The sequence below is a fragment of the Pseudomonas sp. BN414 genome (assembly GCF_029871275.1).
Taxonomy (GTDB): domain Bacteria; phylum Pseudomonadota; class Gammaproteobacteria; order Pseudomonadales; family Pseudomonadaceae; genus Metapseudomonas; species Metapseudomonas resinovorans_C.
In genome coordinates this window covers 158,661-174,725 of sequence record NZ_SSOL01000071.1, presented here as the reverse complement: position 1 = coordinate 174,725, position 16,065 = coordinate 158,661, and the positions used below count along the sequence as shown (strand labels likewise).

The following is a 16,065-nucleotide window of genomic DNA, read 5'->3' as shown; positions in this document are numbered from 1 at the left end:
CTGGCACTGCGCTATCTAGGAGCTCGTGGATGCTGCCCCGTCTTGCTTTTGCCGCCATCGCCGTGCTGCTGGCGCAACCCCTTGCCGCCCAGGTCTACCAGTGGCGCGATGCCGATGGGAAGCTGCATTTCACCGATACCCCGCCGCCTCAGAGCCGCGCGGTGGAGAGCGAGAACCTCCAGGTGAACAGCATGGATTCGCTTCCCCCGAAACCGCCGGAACCGTCCGCCGACCCTGAGACACAGAAGCCATTGCCCACCCCTGCCCAGCTCCAGCAGAAGGGACTGCAGCAGTGCTCCACGGCCATCGCGCGCATGCCCACCCTGATCAACGAAACGCAGAAACTCGGCCGCGATGGAGTGCGCAAGCAGAAGATCACCCAGAACCAGCTCGACAAAGCGATGTTCAAGATGGACGACTTCTACAAGGGCCTGAAGCGCAATGAGCGTGAATGCGTGAGCGAGTACGTCGCCAGCGAGAAGAGCCGGGTTTCCATCGATTGCCTGGCGGACACGCAGGACGTGCTGACATTCGGCCAATGCATGCAGTTCGCCGAGTGGGCGGAGACGTTCCGATAAGCTGCCGGGGCGCATGAGCGCCCCGAGGCGAGAGAATTACTGGTGGTCGGGGAGGGAGGTGGTGATGACTTCTGCCCGGCTGCGCTTGCGGGCCAGCGCGACCAGTAAACGCATGGCGCCGTAGCCGGCGATGATCAGCAGCGGATAGGCCACCATCAGTTCGGCCAGGCTGTACTTCCACGCCAGTGGCCGCCCTACGCCGAGCAGCGCCGCGTAGAACCAGGACACCGCCGAAACCGTGCCGGCGAACATCGTCAGACTGCGCATTGCGGGCTGCAGAGCCAGCAGCGAGCCGGCGCGTGCCAGGGCGGGCAGTACGGCGCGATGCAGCAGCATGCCATTGACGGTCAGCAGTGCAACGATCAGGACCTTGGCCTGCAACTTGGGATTGAGCAGGTAGGTCCAGCCCTTCACGGACATGTCCAGCAGGATGATCGCGGCGCCCGTCACCCAGAGCACCAGCAGGGCCAGGGAAATGGTGCGTTGCAGGGATTTCAGGTGGGACGGCCGGCAATGAGCGGAGTCGTCGCCTCGCAGCAGTTGCCTTGCCATGGCGAGGTCGCTGGTGACCACCAGGCCAACTGCCACGCAGCAGGCGATCAGGTGCATGTAGACGACCGCCAGGCGCACCAGTTCGAGGTTGGCCTCCTGCTTCAGCAGAGCAGTGACCAGGTGAAAGAATTCCATGCTTTGTCTCTTGTTCTATGAAATCGCTATCCCCGTCCCGCGTCTGCAGAAACGCGGGTTGCTGCGGCTCATAATCGAGAATCATTACCGCAGGGGCGGTGATGTTATTTGTAAATAATTATTAGAGTCAAATGAATATAGGGTGACGATCGTTCCAATTTGTGCTTTCGGGGATGAGCGAGCGCCGGCCGGGGGCGTGGGAAAAGCGCCAGCGGATCAGGGGTTTTCCGGGTCGTGCCCCAGGGCCTGGATGAACAGCGAGAACAGCTCCGGCTGGGAAGAGATGTCCAGCTTGGCGTAGAGATGCCGACGGTGCACCTTCACCGTTTCCGGTGAGATCGCCAGCCGCTCGGCCATGGCCTTGGACGAATAACCCCGAAGGATCAGCCGGGCAATCTCCAACTCCCGGTCCGACAGCACGCCGGCGCCGAACTGGCTCAGGGCGTCGCGGACCTGCGAGGCCACTTCATCCTGTCGGGTCAGCAAGGGAACGTGGGTACTCTGCAACCAGTGTTGTTCCATCAGCGCCAGGACCCATCCCGACAGCATCCCCAGCATGCCGCACTCCTCAGCGCTGAAGCGACGGCGCATGCCCAGCGATAAAGACAGGCTGCCCCGGCTCTCCAGCTGGACGATGAATTGCACCTCGTCCTCCAGCACGTTGTCGTGGAAGTAGTTCAGGTAGTACTCGCTCTGGCGAAAATGGTCCGGAGCTATCTCCTCCAGCCGGTAGAAACCATTGGGCAGGCCTTCGCGGCATGCCTGGTAGAAGGGGTCGAGCAGGTACAGGCCGTCCAGGTAAACCGGCATGGAGGCCGGCCCGGCTTGCGGCTCCGCGTCGTATTCCTCCAGGGGCTGGGGCGCGCCGTCATTGGGGTAGAAGGTGGCCAGGGCATTGTCGAAGGGCAGCCACTGGTGCAGCAGCAGGATGAGCTGCTTCCAGAAGCGGTCACCGCCGAGCTGTCCGATTGCGCGACCCAGGCCGGCGTGCAGGGCGGCCTCCCTGAACAGACTGTCCATCCGGTTCTCCGATCGGGTGATGGGGTAGCCAAGCTTGGCTGATCCGGGGCGGGCATCGTCAAGGGGCGTACTCCAATAGGGTGATTGGCGTGTCCTGAGCCACTGCCGAGAATCTGCCCACAACGACAGCGTCCCGATCAGGCGACGCAGCTCACAGATTCCTACTGCCTCAATCACCAATAACAACCAGAGGATCAGGATATGCCCGCGACGTCCCCCGAGAACGGCGTGCTCAAGCCCAGATTGAGCACTGCCGACGTAGTTGCCATCACCGTTTCGAGTGTCACCCCCGCCAGTTCGGTTTTTGTCATTGCGCCTTTTGCCATCCAGCAGGCTGGCAGCGGTGCCTTCCTGTCATTCGTGCTGGCCGGCGTGCTGGCGCTGATGTTCGCCTGGTGCTACGCGGAACTGGGTCGTGCCCACACGTCCGCCGGCGGTGAGTACGTCTACGCCAAGCGCGTGTTCGGTGGCCTGCCTGGCTACGCGACCTTCCTCATGGTGCTGGCGATGCTGCTGTTCATCCCGCCGGTGCTGGCCACTGGCACTGCGACCTACCTCAACGTCGCGCTCGGTACGCAGTTCGATTCGCAACTGGTCGCCCTGGTGGTCGTGGGGGCCAGTTACCTGCTGGGCATCCTCAACATCAAGCTCAATGCCTGGGTCACGGGCGCCTGCCTGCTGTTGGAAGTGGCGGCCCTGCTGGTGATTGTCGCGCTCGGTTTTGGCAATGCCACGCAGCCGGCCAGCGTGCTGTTGCATCCTCAGGTCGTCGACAACGGCGTACTGGGCGTGGCGCCCATGGCGCTGGTGCTCAGCACAGTCGGCATGGCGCTGTTTTCCTACAACGGTTTCGGTGGCGCAGTGCTCATGGCCGAAGACATGAAGTGCGGCGGTCGAGGGGTTCCGCGTGCGGTGCTCTGGTCGTTGTTGCTGGTGGTCGCCATCGAACTTGTCCCGCTCACCGCGATCCTTATCGGGGCACCGTCGCTGACGGAGATGATCGCCAGTCCCGACCCCATCGGCTACCTGCTCATGAGTCATGGCAACGAGACGCTGTCGCGGCTGGTCAGCGCCGGTATTTTCCTCTCCGTGTTCAACGCCATCATCGCTATCGTCATCCAGATCGGTCGGGTGATCTTCAGCAGCGGCCGCGACGAGCTGTGGATGCCATCCCTCAATCGCGCCTTCACCCGCATCCATCCACGCTGGGAGTCGCCCTGGCTCGCCACGCTGTTCCTGGCCGTGCCGTCGGCGTTGCTCAGCTTCAGTTCCAACCTGGCGGAGATGACCTCGTTCACCGTGCTACTGATCGTCCTCGTCTACCTGATCGTCGGACTCTGCGCGCTCTTCAGTCGCGTGCTGCGGCGTGATGTGGAGCACAGCTACCGCATGCCGCTCTGGCCACTGCCGGCCCTGCTGGCGGTCACCGGCGCGGGGTATCTGCTGCTCAACCTGGTGCAGGAAGCGTCCAGCCAGGATCTGTTGATCATCTTCGGGCTGCTGGCGGTGTCGGCCATCCTCTATGGCACCTACGGCAAATTCAGCCCGGCTTTCCAGAAACTCTGAGTCACAGGAGTCGTTATGCGCGCGCGTCAACTTGGTATCACCATCGGACTCGGTACGCCGGGTGAATTCAACGCCATCACGGATGTACCGGGCGTGCGGGTTGGACACAGCACGATCTGCGAGGAGCGCGGCGGCAAGCCGGTGCGCACCGGTGTGACGGTGGTGCAGCCCCGGGATGGTTCGGCGCGCGAGCAGCCCTGCTTCGCCGGCTGCCACGTACTCAACGGAAATGGCGATGCCACCGGCCTGGAATGGATTCGCGAGGCGGGACTGCTGACCACGCCGATCGCGATCACCAATACCCATAGCGTCGGCGTGGTGCGCGATGCACTGGTGGCTGCCGAGCGGGAGGCGGCCGGCGATGCCGTGTACTGGTGCATGCCGGTGGTGATGGAAACCTACGACGGTTTGTTGAACGACATCTGGGGCCAGCATGTCGGGCCGGCACAGGTGCAGGCGGCGTTGGCTGATTCGCGTTCCGGCGAAGTGGCCGAAGGGCCTGTCGGTGGCGGCACCGGCATGATCTGCCATGAGTTCAAAGGAGGTATTGGCACCGCTTCCCGGCGTCTCACCGCAGAGCAGGGCGGCTGGACCGTGGGCGCCCTGGTGCAGGCGAATCACGGCGTGCGCCAGGAGTTGCGGGTGGATGGCTATCCGGTCGGCCGGGTATTGCGGGAGATCGAGTCGCCCTTCGCCGAGCGCGACACCCCCGGAATGGGCTCCATCGTGGTCATCCTGGCCACCGATGCGCCGCTGTTGCCGCACCAGTGCCAGCGCCTGGCCCAGCGCGCCTCCATCGGCATCGCCCGCACCGGTGGCGGTACCGAGGATTCCAGTGGGGATATCTTCCTCGCCTTCGCCACCGGTAACCGGGATATGCCTGCTGCGGACTATGCACGCAAGGACCTGCCGTTCAGCACGCCACTCGCCATGGTCAACAACAATCACATTTCGCCGTTGTTCGCGGCGGCTGCGGAAGCGGTGGAAGAGGCCATCGTCAATGCGCTGCTGGCCGGACGCGAGATGGTCTGCACGGATGGACGGCGAGTGCCGGCGCTGGATGGGGAGACATTGCTGGAGGCCCTGAAAGCACAGGGCTGGAAGGGGAAACCTGCCCGCTGATGCGGGCAGGTTGGAGGCTTACTGGCCGGTGTAGACCTGGTCGAAGATGCCACCGTCGTTGAAGTGGGTCTTCTGTACGTCGCGCCAGTTGCCGAAGGTTTTCTCCACGGAGAGGAATTCCACCTTGGGGAAGCGATCGGCGTATTTGGCGAGGATCTCCGGGTTACGCGGACGCAGGTAGTTGTTGGCGGCGATGGTCTGGCCTTCGTCGCTCCACAGGTACTTGAGGTAGGCCTCGGCGGCAGCGCGGGTACCTTTCTTGTCCACGACCTTGTCGACCACGGTCACCGGCGGCTCGGCCTCTGCGGAAACGCTGGGGTAGACCACTTCGAAACCGCCACGGCCGAACTCGCGGGCGATCATTTCGGCTTCGTTCTCGAAGGTCACCAGAACGTCGCCGATCTGGTTCTGGATGAAGGTGGTGGTGGCAGCGCGGCCGCCGGTGTCCAGTACAGGCGCCTGTTTGAACAGCTTGCCGACGAACTCCTTGGCCTTGTTCTCGTCACCGCCGTTCTTCAGCACGTAACCCCAGGCGGAAAGATAGGTGTAGCGGCCGTTGCCGGAAGTCTTGGGGTTGGGGACCACGACCTGTACGCCGTCCTTGAGCAGGTCCGGCCAGTCCTTCAGGGCCTTGGGGTTGCCCTTGCGCACGATGAATACGGTGGCCGAGGTGAAGGGGGCGCTGTTGTTCGGCAGGCGGGCGGCCCAGTCCTGCGGCACCAGGCCGCCGTTGTCGGCCAGCGCGTTGATATCGGTTGCCTGGTTCATGGTGATGACATCGGCGGGCAGGCCGTCGATCACTGCGCGGGCCTGTTTGCTGGAACCGCCGTGGGACATCTGCAGGGTGATGTTCTCGCCTTTTTCCTCTTTCCAGTGCTTCTGGAAGGCGGCGTTGTAGTCCTTGTAGAAGTCGCGCATCACGTCGTAGGAAACGTTGAGCAGGGTGGGCGCGGCCTGGGCGGCGCTGGCGAGGGCGAGGCCGGCGGCAAGGAGGGAGGCGGAGAACAGTCGTTTCACAAGGCGTTCCTTCTGGGCAGTGTTAGCGGGCGACTATAACGGAACGGCATATGACTTTTTAATACTGAAAATTCATTTGATTATTCCCATTTTGCTCAGCTAGCTCGTGTAGGTTGTGGCTGAGCTATGCGAAGCCCAACACGCGAAGCCGAGGCTGAAATGTTGGGCTTCGCTGCGCTCTGCCCAACCTACGGTAGAGCGGTCCGAGATCAGAAGACCCGGCCGAGATTGAGGTATAGCGCGCGTTCGGCCTCGTCGTTCAGACCGTAGCTGAAGTCCAGGGGGCCCAGCGGCGTGTCGAAACTGACGAATATGCTGGCCGCGTTGATGTAGCCGCTGTCGAAGCTGTTGTCGTTGTTCCAGGCCCTGCCACGCTCCAGGCTGCCGCCGACGTAGAGCGGAACGTCCAGCGGCAGGAAGGAGCGCTGGGTGAGACGGCGGTAGTAGATGGCCCGTGCCAGGCTGATGTTCTGTCCGGCCACGGAGTCCTGGCGGAAGCCCGAAAGTTGCCGCGCACCGCCCAGCAGGAAGCTCGATGTGATCACTTCGGCGTCATCCAGTGTGCGGCCGTAGCGTCCCCCCAGGACGAAGGTGTCCGGACCGGAGCCCAGCGCCTTGTCCAGGCTCAGTTGCCATTGCCGATAGCGCTCGTCGGAGCCCAGGCTCGGGTCGTACTGGCGCAGGCTCAGGCTGATGTCTTCGCCTTCGTGGGGGTAGTCCACGTTGTCCAGGGTGTCGAAGGAATACTTCAGTTCGTAGTAGCCCTCGGTGAACTCGAAGCTGGGCAGGTCGCGTTCGCCCACCCGCACATCGGCCTGGCCCCAGGCTTGGCCGACGCCGAAGCGGATCTCACCGTTGTTGGCGATCTGCCGGCCAAGGTTGAGGCCATAGCCGTAGCGCTCCAGGCGGTATTCGGCGATGGGGTCGTTATCGAGGATGGCTTCGACGTTCTGCGCCTCGCCGAACAGATAGGGCGCCACGAAATAGCGCGAGCCGGCGTCCAGCGGTTGGTAGAACTCGCTGTAGAGCTCCTGGTGATCGCCCAGTTGCAGGCGCGTCAGCCATTCGGCGCCCAGTTCGTTGATGCCGTTCTTGCGGTAGCTGGCGCCGAGGTTGAAGGCGCTGTCTCCGCGCATGTCGTCGGAGAGGTTCAGGCCCAGGCGCAGGTAGTCGGTGCCGGCGCGCTTGCCGCGCGCGTTGATCACCAGGGCGTTGCCATCCTTGCGCTTGACGACCCGGTAATGCACCTGCTCGAAGTAGTCCAGGCCATACAAGGTGCTCATATCGCTTTGCAGGCGATCGAGGTTCAGCGGTTGGCCCAGGGGCTGGCGAATGTAGCGACGGATCACCGAGTCCCCGATCTTCGAGTCGTTCTCGATGAGGATGCTGCGGATCACCGGCGTGCGTTCGCTGGGTAGGCGCGCGCTGTCCAGTTCCTGGTCGCGGCTGGCTGACAGCGGGCGCAGTTCGGCCAAACGGGGGGCCAGTATCTGCGCGGCCCGGTAGCCGGCGTCGATCATTTCGCGGGAGCGGCCGAAGTCAGTGGCGCCGTAGCCGGCCAGGGGCGGCTGGATGAGTACGTCGGTGGATTCGAGCGTGGCCAGCTGGGCTTCGGAGTTGGTGCGGGTCATCAGGGTGACCGACTGGTTGAGCACGTCCACCACCGTTGCCAGTTCCTTGCGCGAGCGCAGCGGTGTGCCGATGTCGACCACGATCACACGGTCCACCCCCATTTCGCGGGCCACGTCCACGGGGATGTTGTCCACCATGCCGCCGTCCACCAGCAGTCGCCCGTTCACTTCCACCGGGGCGAAAACCGCGGGTATGGACATGCTGGCGCGGATCGCCTGGGGCAGGTGGCCCTTGCGGAATACCACTTTCTCGCCGGTGGCGATATCGGTGGCGACGGCGCGGAAGGGGATGGCCAACTGGTCGAAGTCACGGGTATCGCTGGTGTGCACCAGCAGGCTTTCCAGCAGCAGGGCGAGGTTCTGACCCTGGATCACCCCCAACGGCAGACCGAGGCTGCCGTCGTCGCGGAAGCTCAGGCGTTGCTTGACCAGGAAATCACGGTCGTCCTGCTTGCGGCGAAACGGGACTTCCTGGCGTGGCGGGTCGTCGGACAGTGCTCGCTGCCAGTCCAGGTGGACGGCGATTTGCTCCAGTTCGTCCACGGGGTAGCCGGCGGCGTAAAGCCCGCCGATGACGGCCCCCATGCTGGTGCCGGCGATGGCGTCGACCTTGATGCCCTGTTCCTCCAGTGCCTTGAGCACGCCGATATGGGCGAGGCCTCGGGCGGCGCCGCCGGACAGCACCAGGCCGATGCGAGGTTCGGGCTGGGCGAGGCAGAGGAGGGGGGCGAACAACAGGCAAAGCAGAAGGCGGCGCATAACGCATCCCTGGTCAGGCGAAAGTCCGAAGCCGGCTATTATAGGGCGCCCAATCCGTCGCCGAGCCCAGCCATGTCCGCAAGCAAGCCCGAAATCGTCATCAACTACTGCACCCAGTGCCAATGGCTGCTGCGCGCCGCCTGGCTCGCCCAGGAGCTGCTCAGTACATTCAGTGACGACCTCGGCAAGGTGAGCCTGGAACCCGGCACCGGCGGGGTATTCCGCATTACCTGCGACGGCGTGCAGATATGGGAGCGCAAGGCCGATGGCGGCTTCCCGGAGGCGAAGGTGCTCAAGCAGCGTGTGCGTGACCAGATCGACCCGGCGCGGGATCTCGGTCACAACGACCGTTCCTGATTCTCCCGCGCTTGCTGCAGATCAACGGAGCGGCCTCTTTCGAGGCATAGCCTGACGGCATTTCCATCTTTGTGGAGGAAGTCCGTCATGAGCATCATCGTCACCGGTGCAGCCGGCTTCATCGGTAGCAACCTGGTCCAGGCACTGAACGGCCGCGGTGAGACCGACATCGTCGCCGTCGACGATCTGACCGAGGGCGACAAATTCCGCAACCTCGCCGATGGCGAGATCGCCGACTACCTGGACAAGCGGGACCTGCTCCCGCTGCTGCGCGAAGGGCGCCTGGGGCGGCCGAGCGCGGTGTTCCACCAGGGCGCCTGCTCCAGCACCATGGAAGGCGATGGGCGCTTCATGATGGACAACAACTATCGCTACAGCTGCGAACTGCTGGAGGCCTGCCTGGCCCAGGGCGTGCCTTTCATCTATGCGTCGTCGGCGGCCGTCTACGGCGGCAACCGGGTCTTTCGCGAGGAGCGCGAAGCGGAACGACCGCTGAACGTCTACGGCTATTCCAAGTTCCTCTTCGACCAGCGGGTACGTCGCCTGCTGCCCCAGGCCCGCTGCCAGGTGGTGGGACTGCGCTACTTCAACGTCTACGGCCCGCGCGAAGGCCACAAGGGGCGCATGGCGTCGGTGGCCTTTCACTGCTTCCGGCAGTATCGCGCCAGCGGCAAGGTCAGCCTGTTCGGCGCCTATGACGGCTACGCCGGCGGCGAGCACCTGCGGGACTTCGTTTCCGTGGAGGACGTGGCGCGGGTGAACCTGCACTTCCTCGACCAGCCGCAGCGTTCCGGCATCTTCAATCTCGGCAGCGGGCGTGCCCAGCCGTTCAATGATGTGGCCTGGAGCATGGTCAATGCCCTTCGCGCCCACGAAGGTCTGCCGCCGCTCAGCCTGCAGGCGATGCGCGAGCAAGGGCTGCTGTCCTACAGCGAGTTCCCCGAGGCCCTGCGCGGCAAGTACCAGTGCTTCACCCAGGCCGATATCAGCCGTTTGCGCCAAGCCGGCTTCCGTCAGCCGATGCTGGATGTACAGCAGGGCGTGGAACGTTATTGCCACTGGCTGCTGGAACAGGAGTCGGGCGGCGGGCTGCCGGAAATGGGTCAGGCGGCCTGAGCGTGTTTCGCGAAACGGGGCAGGGAGTGCGATTCCGATGAAGGCAGGCAGAGGGCGCCGCTCGCTTGCCCCGTTTCGCGATCTCGAGGCAGACCTTGTAGGAGCGAGCTTGCTCGCGAACCTCCTGAGCCAGCCCTTTCTGCCGTTTCGCGAATGAATTCGCTCCCACAGGTTTAAGGCGTCGCAGGGGCTGCCTTGGCCTCGGCCGGCGCACCTTTACGCGCCGACAAGGCGATAGCGAAGATGATCAGCGCACCGCCAGCCAGCATGCGCAGGCCCGGTTGTTCGTCGAACAGCCACCAGGCGAAGGCGATGCCGTAAACCGGCTCCAGGGCGAAGATCACCGCCGTGGTCCGTGCCTTCAGCACCTTGAGACTCGCCACGAACAGGCTGTGGGCGAGGCCGGTGCAGAACACCCCGAGCAGGGCGATCCAGAACCAGTCCATCGGCTTCACGTCGTGCAGCAGTGGCCAACTGAAGGGGGCCAGGCACAGCACGATGGTGAGGTTCTGGCAGAGCGCCGCCTTCACCGGGTCCAGGCCCTTCACGCTGACGCGGTTGAGCAGCGACAGCAGCGAGAACAGCAGACCCGAAAGAATCGCCGCAAGCAGGCCCTGCGTGGCCGCGCTGCCCCAGTCGAAGCTGGGCGTTACCAGCACCAGGCCAAGGCTGACCAGACCCACGATCAGAATTTCCTGCACGCGGATGCGCTCGCGGAACAACAAACCTTCCAGCAAGAGTGTGAAGGCCGGAAAGCTGGCGAAGCCAAGCGTGGCGATGGCGACGCCCGCCACCTGCACCGCATGGAAGAAGGTGATCCAGTGCGCGCCCAGCAGCAGGCCGCCGAGCGCCAGCATGGTCAGTTGGAGCAGGCTGGGATTTGGGCTCTTGCCACGGGCGATGAGTTGGGCGAAGAGCGCCAGCGCAATCACGGCGAACAGCCCGCGACCAAAGGTGATGATCATCGGCGCGGTATTGGCGAGCTTGCCGAAGATGCCCGAAAGCCCGAACAGCAGGGCGCCCAGGTGGATGGCCAGAAGCGCGTTGCGTTCCGTCATGCCAAGCGCGCCCCGTTGGGCAGCGGCTTGTCGAAGCTGGTCAAGACCACTTTGTTTTCGTCGTCATGCACACCCGTGACAAGAATCTCCGAACGGATTCCGGCAATGCGTTTGGGCGCGAAGTTGCAGACGCAGAGCACCTGGCGGCCGACCAGTTCCTCGGCCTGGTAATGGGCCGTGAGCTGGGCGCTGGAGGTCTTCACCCCGAGCTCGCCCAGGTCCACTTCCAGCACGTAGGCTGGTTTGATTGCCTTGGAGTTGGGGCCGGCTGACAACACAGTGCCGACGCGCAGTTCGACGCGCTCGAAGTCGGCCCATTCGATGGTGGACATAGGGTTCTCCCTGATGACAGTCGCACCAGTCTAGTGACGAGGGACGACCTTGTCTGTCGTCAGGCTCGCGGGCTTTGTCGCGTTACTCGCGCCCACTGCGCAGGGCGCGAGGGGTGAGGCCGAACTCGCGGGAGAGGGCGGCCGTGAAGGCACTCTGGGAGCTGTAGCCGACGCGTGCGGCGATTTCCCCCACGGCCAGACGGCTTTCCAGCAGAAGCTGGCGGCCGAGGTGCAGACGCCGGGCGCGCACATAGTCCATCGGCGTTTGCCCGGTCTCGCTGAGAAAACGGCTGTGGAAGCGTGCCACCGACAGGCCGCAGAGGCGGGCCAGATCGGCGACCTGCAAGGGGTGGGCTGCATGCTGGTCGATATGGGCGTCTAGCGCGACCAGGGGCAGGGCGCTGCTGTCCTCCGGCTGTGCACCCGGTGCGGCGAGGCTGGCCAGCAGCAAACCGGCGGATTGGCCGGAGATCACTTCATCGGCCAGGGGACTGGCGGCGATCCAGCTGACCAGCTGGCTCTGCGCCGGGTTCAGGTTCAGCGCGCGGGGACGCTCCAGTAGGCGCCGGCCAGCGTCGAAATGCCGGCCCAGGGTGTGTCGCAGCCAGTCGTCGTCGGGTACATCCACCACCAGGCAGAGGCTCCCGCCGGGGCTGCCACAGGCGTGCTGCGCTTCAGGCGGCACCACCGCCAGGGTCTGACGCTGTACCAGCGCGCCCAGGCCATCCACTTCGAAGTCCAGGCTGCCGGTCAGGCCGAAGACCAGTTGGGCATGGTCATGGCTGTGGACCAACAGGTCGTGGTTGTACTGGCGCAGGGACAGGATCGAATGCATGGCGCTTACCTCGGGGCAGGCGGCCATTCTACTCCCTGTTACGCGATGCGCGCTGTCACAGGCCTGCAACCTCGCGTTCATTCTCGGTTCACCGCACAAGCTCACCATCGGCGAAACCCCGCCGGAGGTCGCCCATGAGCAGCGTCGAACGCCTGGAACCCGTCAACAAGACCAAGCCCCGCAAGCAGCGCGTGCGTACCCTGTGGATTTCCGATGTCCACCTGGGCACCCGCGACTGCCAGGCCGAGCACCTGGCGCGCTTCCTCAAGCAGTACCACGCCGACCGCATCTATCTGGTGGGTGACATCATCGACGGCTGGAAGCTCAGGGGCGGCATCTACTGGCCCCAGGCGCACACCAACGTGATTCGCCGCCTGCTGACCATGAGCAAGCGTGGCACGGAGGTGATCTACGTCACCGGCAACCACGACGAATTCCTGCGTCGCTACTCGGCGCTGATGCTCGGCAACATCCAACTGGTGGACGAGGCGGTCCACGAAACCGCAGATGGCCGTCGCATGCTGGTGATCCATGGCGATCAGTTCGACGTGATCACCCGCTACCACAAGTGGCTGGCCTTCCTCGGCGATTCTGCCTACGAGTTCACCCTCACCCTGAACCGTTGGCTCAACCACTGGCGCGGGCGCTGCGGTTACGGCTACTGGTCGCTGTCGGCGTACCTCAAGCACAAGGTGAAGAGCGCGGTGAACTTCATCAGCGACTTCGAGGAAGCCATCGCCCACGAATGCGTCAAGCGCGGACTGGACGGCGTGGTCTGCGGCCACATCCACCACGCGGAGATTCGCAAGGTGGGCGGGGTGGAATACCTCAATTGTGGCGATTGGGTGGAATCCTGCACCGCGCTCATCGAGCATTGGGACGGCAGCATCGAACTCTATCGCCTGGCCGACGCCCAGGCGCGGGAACTGGAGACTCGCGCCGTGGAGCAGGTCGAGCCGGCGGCATGAGGATACTGATCGTCAGCGATGCCTGGTTGCCCCAGGTGAATGGCGTGGTCACCAGCCTGCAGGCGCTGGTGAGAGAGCTGGAAGGCCTCGGGCACCAGGTGATGCTGCTGTCGCCCCAGGGCTTTCGCTGTCGGCCCTGTCCGAGCTATCCGGAAATACCCCTGGCCTGGGACCTCTGGCGTGTCGGGCCGATGATCGAAGCCTTCGAGCCCGATTGCGTGCACCTGGCCACCGAAGGGCCCCTCGGCTGGGCCGCGAGGCATTGGCTGGTCAAGCGCGGCTTGGCCTTTTCCAGCGCCATCCATACGCGCTTTCCTGAATACATTCATGGCCGCTGGCCCTGGCTGCCCCTCTCCTGGGGCTATGCGTTCCTGCGTCTGTTCCACCGTCCCAGCCAGGCAGTGCTGGTGACCACCGAACGCATGCGCGAGACATTCGCCGAGCATGGGCTGGTCTGGCTCAACCTGTGGCGCAAGGGTGTGGACACGGCGTTGTTCCGTCCCATGGCGCTACCCCGGCCGGAGGTGCCGGTGTTCCTCTATGTCGGCCGACTGGCCACGGAAAAGAACGTCGAAGCTTTCCTGGGCCTGGACTTGCCCGGCGAGAAATGGGTGGTGGGTGACGGACCGCTGCGGGGCGAGCTGGAGGTTCGTTATCCCGCTGCGCACTTCTTCGGCTACCGTCAGGGCGAGGAACTGGCGCGCTTCTATTCACAGGCCAGTGTGCTGGTGTTCCCCTCGCTGACCGATACCTATGGCCTGGTGATGCTCGAGGCGCTGGCCTGCGGTACACCGGTGGCGGCCTTTCCGGTGGCCGGTCCGCTGGATGTGCTGGAGTCCGGCACGACCGGTTGCATGGACGACGACCTGCAGAAGGCCTGCCTGGCAGCTCTGCAGCTGGATCGCGGACTTTGTGCCGAAAAGGCGGGGCGGTTGTCCTGGCGGGCGTCGGCCCTGGAGTTCCTGGCGCGGCAGCCGATGCTGGATGGGGAGCCGTGCGTGGCACTTGCTCCGGGGTGGGAACAATCTTGTGGGGGCGAATTCATTCGCTGAGGACTGCGCAGCGGTCCCAACCCCTTTGGGGCGGGTCTTCGACCCGTTTAGCGAATGAATTCGCCCCCACAGAAATCTGGTGCTCCGCCAAGGTCAGGGAATGATCTTGTCGCGCAACTTCTCGGCGGCCAATTGCAGGGCCTGGATGACCTTGGCCTTGTCGTAGTTCTGGATGCTGTTGGTATCCAGGTACATGGAGAACCCGGGCAGTTCGTGCTCGACGTAGCTGGAAGCGGCGCCCAGGTCGCGGCGGAAGTCCACCACCTGGTAGATCTGCACCGGACGCGTGAAACCCTTGACGTTTATCTGGCCCTTGTCGCGGCACATGATCACGTCCTTCACCAGCGAATAAGTCTCGTGGGAGATGAGGATTTCACCGGCTTCGGACGCGGTTTCCAGGCGGCTGGCCAGGTTCACTTCGCGGCCGATGATGGTGTAGTCCATGCGCGTGTCAGCGCCGAAGTTGCCCACGGTGCAATAGCCGGTGTTGATACCCATGCGGATTTCCAGCGGCTTGGTGATGCCCTGGGCACGCCATTGCTGGCGCAGCACCTTCATGTGCTTGCGCATGGCCACCGCCATGGAAACGGCTGCCACGGCATCCTTCTTGGCGCCCTGGGTGGAAGGGTCGCCGAAGAACACCATGACGCTGTCGCCAACGAATTTGTCGATGGTGCCGCCGTACTTGAGGGCGATCTTCGACATGTCGTTGAGGTAGTTGTTGAGCAGGTCGGTCAGGGCTTCGGCTTCGAGCTCTTCGGAGAGTTCGGTGAAGCCCTTGATGTCGGAGAAGAACACGCTGAGTTTCTTGCGCTGGGTTTCCAGGCGCACGCTTTTCTTGCCGCTGAAGATCATTTCCCAGACCTGGGGCGACAGATATTTGGCGAGGTTGCGGGCCAGTCGCGCCGCCTTCTCCTGCTCGCGCTTGATCTCGCTGCGGGCCTGGGCCAGACGCAGGCCCTGCTGGTGGACGAAATAGGCCGTGATGCAGATGTAGAGGGTGGTGAAGAACACGCTGACGACGGCCAGCAGTGCCGGTGTGCCGCCCTTGATGGCAGGCTGCAGCGCCAGGCCGACGACCGCCATGCTGATCAGCGAACCGCCCAGCACGAACGCCATCTGGCGCAGTCCGCCGAGGATCATGGCGCTGAAGCAGAGGGTCAGGACGACCATCAGTGTCGGCACGACGGAGAAGCCGAGCAGGGCGACGGCGGCGCCGGCGTGGAAGGTGTCGATGCCGAGGAGGATGCGGTCGGTGGGTTTGCCTGGGAAGCGCAGGCTCAGATGGTGGGCCAGATGCGGATAGAGCAGGGCGTAGGGGACCATCCAGAGGATGTCGAAGCCGAAATGCTGGACAGAAGTGCCGGCGGCGATGCTGGCGGCAACGGCCATATAGGCCAGCACACGCGAGTAGTACTCACGCAACACGGGCGTCGCGGTGGAGGGGTCGAGCATGGCAGGCTTCATGGCTTGGGTCTGTCCCTGGTGCTTTCTTGACGCGGGTTTGCAGCGTTCGCGAAATGCTGCAAGTCCTGGGCCATGGCTTTGGCTGGTGCGGGATCATAACCAAGCGAGGGACCGGCGGCCAAGCTGGCGCCAGTCCCTTCGTTCTCAGAAGCGGATGCGGTCTGTCAGCGCGTCCTTCAGCATCACCCAGTCGCCCATGAAGCTGTAGAGCGGGTACTTGAAAGTCGCGGGCTTGTTCTTCTCGAAGACGAAGTGCCCCACCCAGGCAAAGCCGTAACCGGCGAACGGAATGGCCAGCAACCAGATCCACTGTTGGGTGGCCAGGGCGTAGCCGAGAATGCTCAGCACCAGCAGGCTGCCGACGTAATGGAGTCGGCGGCAGGTGTCGTTGCTGTGTTCCTGCAGGTAGTAGGGGTAGAACTCGGCGAAGCTTTGGAAACGATTGACGGACTCGGCGGGCATGGTGGCTGCTCCAGGTTCTTGTTGTCTGGAGCAGTGTA

General features: G+C 63.9%; 16 protein-coding genes. 7 read left to right on the top strand and 9 right to left on the bottom strand.

Going from position 1 to position 16,065, the window contains the following annotated elements; genetic code table 11:
- Positions 1-29: 29 nt before the first annotated feature.
- Positions 30-578 (top strand): DUF4124 domain-containing protein, encoded by a 549-nt coding sequence (locus E8E95_RS18845; RefSeq protein ID WP_280352719.1) that lies wholly within the window; start codon positions 30-32, stop codon positions 576-578.
- 36 nt (positions 579-614) lie between these two features.
- Here the strand turns inward: E8E95_RS18845 and E8E95_RS18840 are convergent, their stop codons facing one another.
- Positions 615-1,265, bottom strand: coding sequence for a hypothetical protein (locus tag E8E95_RS18840; protein WP_280352717.1), 651 nt, complete (start codon positions 1,263-1,265; stop codon positions 615-617).
- A 216-nt stretch (positions 1,266-1,481) separates the two neighbouring features.
- Positions 1,482-2,285, bottom strand: a complete 804-nt coding sequence (locus E8E95_RS18835; protein ID WP_280352716.1) for a helix-turn-helix transcriptional regulator — start codon at positions 2,283-2,285, stop codon at positions 1,482-1,484.
- Between the two features lie 201 nt (positions 2,286-2,486).
- On the opposite strand from E8E95_RS18835, the gene E8E95_RS18830 reads away from it, so the two are divergent.
- Together E8E95_RS18830 and E8E95_RS18825 are read left to right on the top strand one after the other, a co-directional pair.
- Complete coding sequence (locus tag E8E95_RS18830; protein ID WP_280352714.1) at positions 2,487-3,851, top strand: APC family permease; 1,365 nt, start codon at positions 2,487-2,489, stop codon at positions 3,849-3,851.
- A 15-nt stretch (positions 3,852-3,866) separates the two neighbouring features.
- Positions 3,867-4,973: a P1 family peptidase gene (locus E8E95_RS18825; protein WP_280352712.1), complete on the top strand. Its 1,107-nt coding sequence runs from the start codon at positions 3,867-3,869 to the stop codon at positions 4,971-4,973.
- 18 nt (positions 4,974-4,991) lie between these two features.
- Here E8E95_RS18825 and E8E95_RS18820 read toward each other — a convergent pair whose 3' ends face one another.
- Together E8E95_RS18820 and E8E95_RS18815 are read right to left on the bottom strand one after the other, a co-directional pair.
- Entirely contained in the window at positions 4,992-5,990 is a 999-nt protein-coding gene (locus E8E95_RS18820; RefSeq protein WP_280352710.1) for a sulfate ABC transporter substrate-binding protein, read from the bottom strand.
- 209 nt (positions 5,991-6,199) lie between these two features.
- Entirely contained in the window at positions 6,200-8,380 is a 2,181-nt protein-coding gene (locus E8E95_RS18815) for a patatin-like phospholipase family protein (RefSeq protein WP_280352707.1), read from the bottom strand.
- 72 nt (positions 8,381-8,452) lie between these two features.
- Here E8E95_RS18815 and E8E95_RS18810 point away from each other — a divergent pair, with 72 nt between their 5' ends.
- Positions 8,453-8,737: a SelT/SelW/SelH family protein gene (locus tag E8E95_RS18810; protein ID WP_280352705.1), complete on the top strand. Its 285-nt coding sequence runs from the start codon at positions 8,453-8,455 to the stop codon at positions 8,735-8,737.
- Between the two features lie 87 nt (positions 8,738-8,824).
- Positions 8,825-9,853 (top strand): ADP-glyceromanno-heptose 6-epimerase, encoded by a 1,029-nt coding sequence (gene rfaD, locus E8E95_RS18805; protein WP_280352703.1) that lies wholly within the window; start codon positions 8,825-8,827, stop codon positions 9,851-9,853.
- Between the two features lie 173 nt (positions 9,854-10,026).
- Here rfaD and E8E95_RS18800 read toward each other — a convergent pair whose 3' ends face one another.
- The 3 genes from E8E95_RS18800 to E8E95_RS18790 all read right to left on the bottom strand — a co-directional run bounded on the left by E8E95_RS18800 (position 10,027) and on the right by E8E95_RS18790 (position 12,078).
- The gene (locus E8E95_RS18800; protein ID WP_280352701.1) at positions 10,027-10,911 is read right to left on the bottom strand and encodes a DMT family transporter; all 885 of its coding nucleotides are present in this window, start codon (positions 10,909-10,911) and stop codon (positions 10,027-10,029) included.
- Positions 10,908-11,243 carry a tRNA-binding protein gene (locus E8E95_RS18795; RefSeq protein ID WP_280352699.1) on the bottom strand — a complete coding sequence of 112 codons (336 nt, stop codon included), beginning with the start codon at positions 11,241-11,243 and terminating at the stop codon, positions 10,908-10,910. The genes E8E95_RS18800 and E8E95_RS18795 overlap by 4 nt, the downstream gene beginning before the upstream one ends.
- Before the next feature lie 82 nt (positions 11,244-11,325).
- Complete coding sequence (locus tag E8E95_RS18790; protein ID WP_280352697.1) at positions 11,326-12,078, bottom strand: AraC family transcriptional regulator; 753 nt, start codon at positions 12,076-12,078, stop codon at positions 11,326-11,328.
- A gap of 134 nt (positions 12,079-12,212) precedes the next feature.
- Here E8E95_RS18790 and E8E95_RS18785 point away from each other — a divergent pair, with 134 nt between their 5' ends.
- Positions 12,213-13,046: a UDP-2,3-diacylglucosamine diphosphatase gene (locus tag E8E95_RS18785; protein ID WP_280352695.1), complete on the top strand. Its 834-nt coding sequence runs from the start codon at positions 12,213-12,215 to the stop codon at positions 13,044-13,046.
- Entirely contained in the window at positions 13,043-14,098 is a 1,056-nt protein-coding gene (locus tag E8E95_RS18780; RefSeq protein ID WP_280352692.1) for a glycosyltransferase family 1 protein, read from the top strand. Before E8E95_RS18785 ends, E8E95_RS18780 begins: the two co-directional genes overlap by 4 nt.
- A 93-nt stretch (positions 14,099-14,191) precedes the next feature.
- On the opposite strand, the gene E8E95_RS18775 is transcribed toward E8E95_RS18780, so the two are convergent.
- Positions 14,192-15,565 (bottom strand): adenylate/guanylate cyclase domain-containing protein, encoded by a 1,374-nt coding sequence (locus E8E95_RS18775; protein ID WP_280352690.1) that lies wholly within the window; start codon positions 15,563-15,565, stop codon positions 14,192-14,194.
- A 144-nt stretch (positions 15,566-15,709) separates the two neighbouring features.
- Positions 15,710-16,027, bottom strand: a complete 318-nt coding sequence (locus tag E8E95_RS18770; RefSeq protein ID WP_280352688.1) for an Mpo1-like protein — start codon at positions 16,025-16,027, stop codon at positions 15,710-15,712.
- Positions 16,028-16,065: the final 38 nt, after the last annotated feature.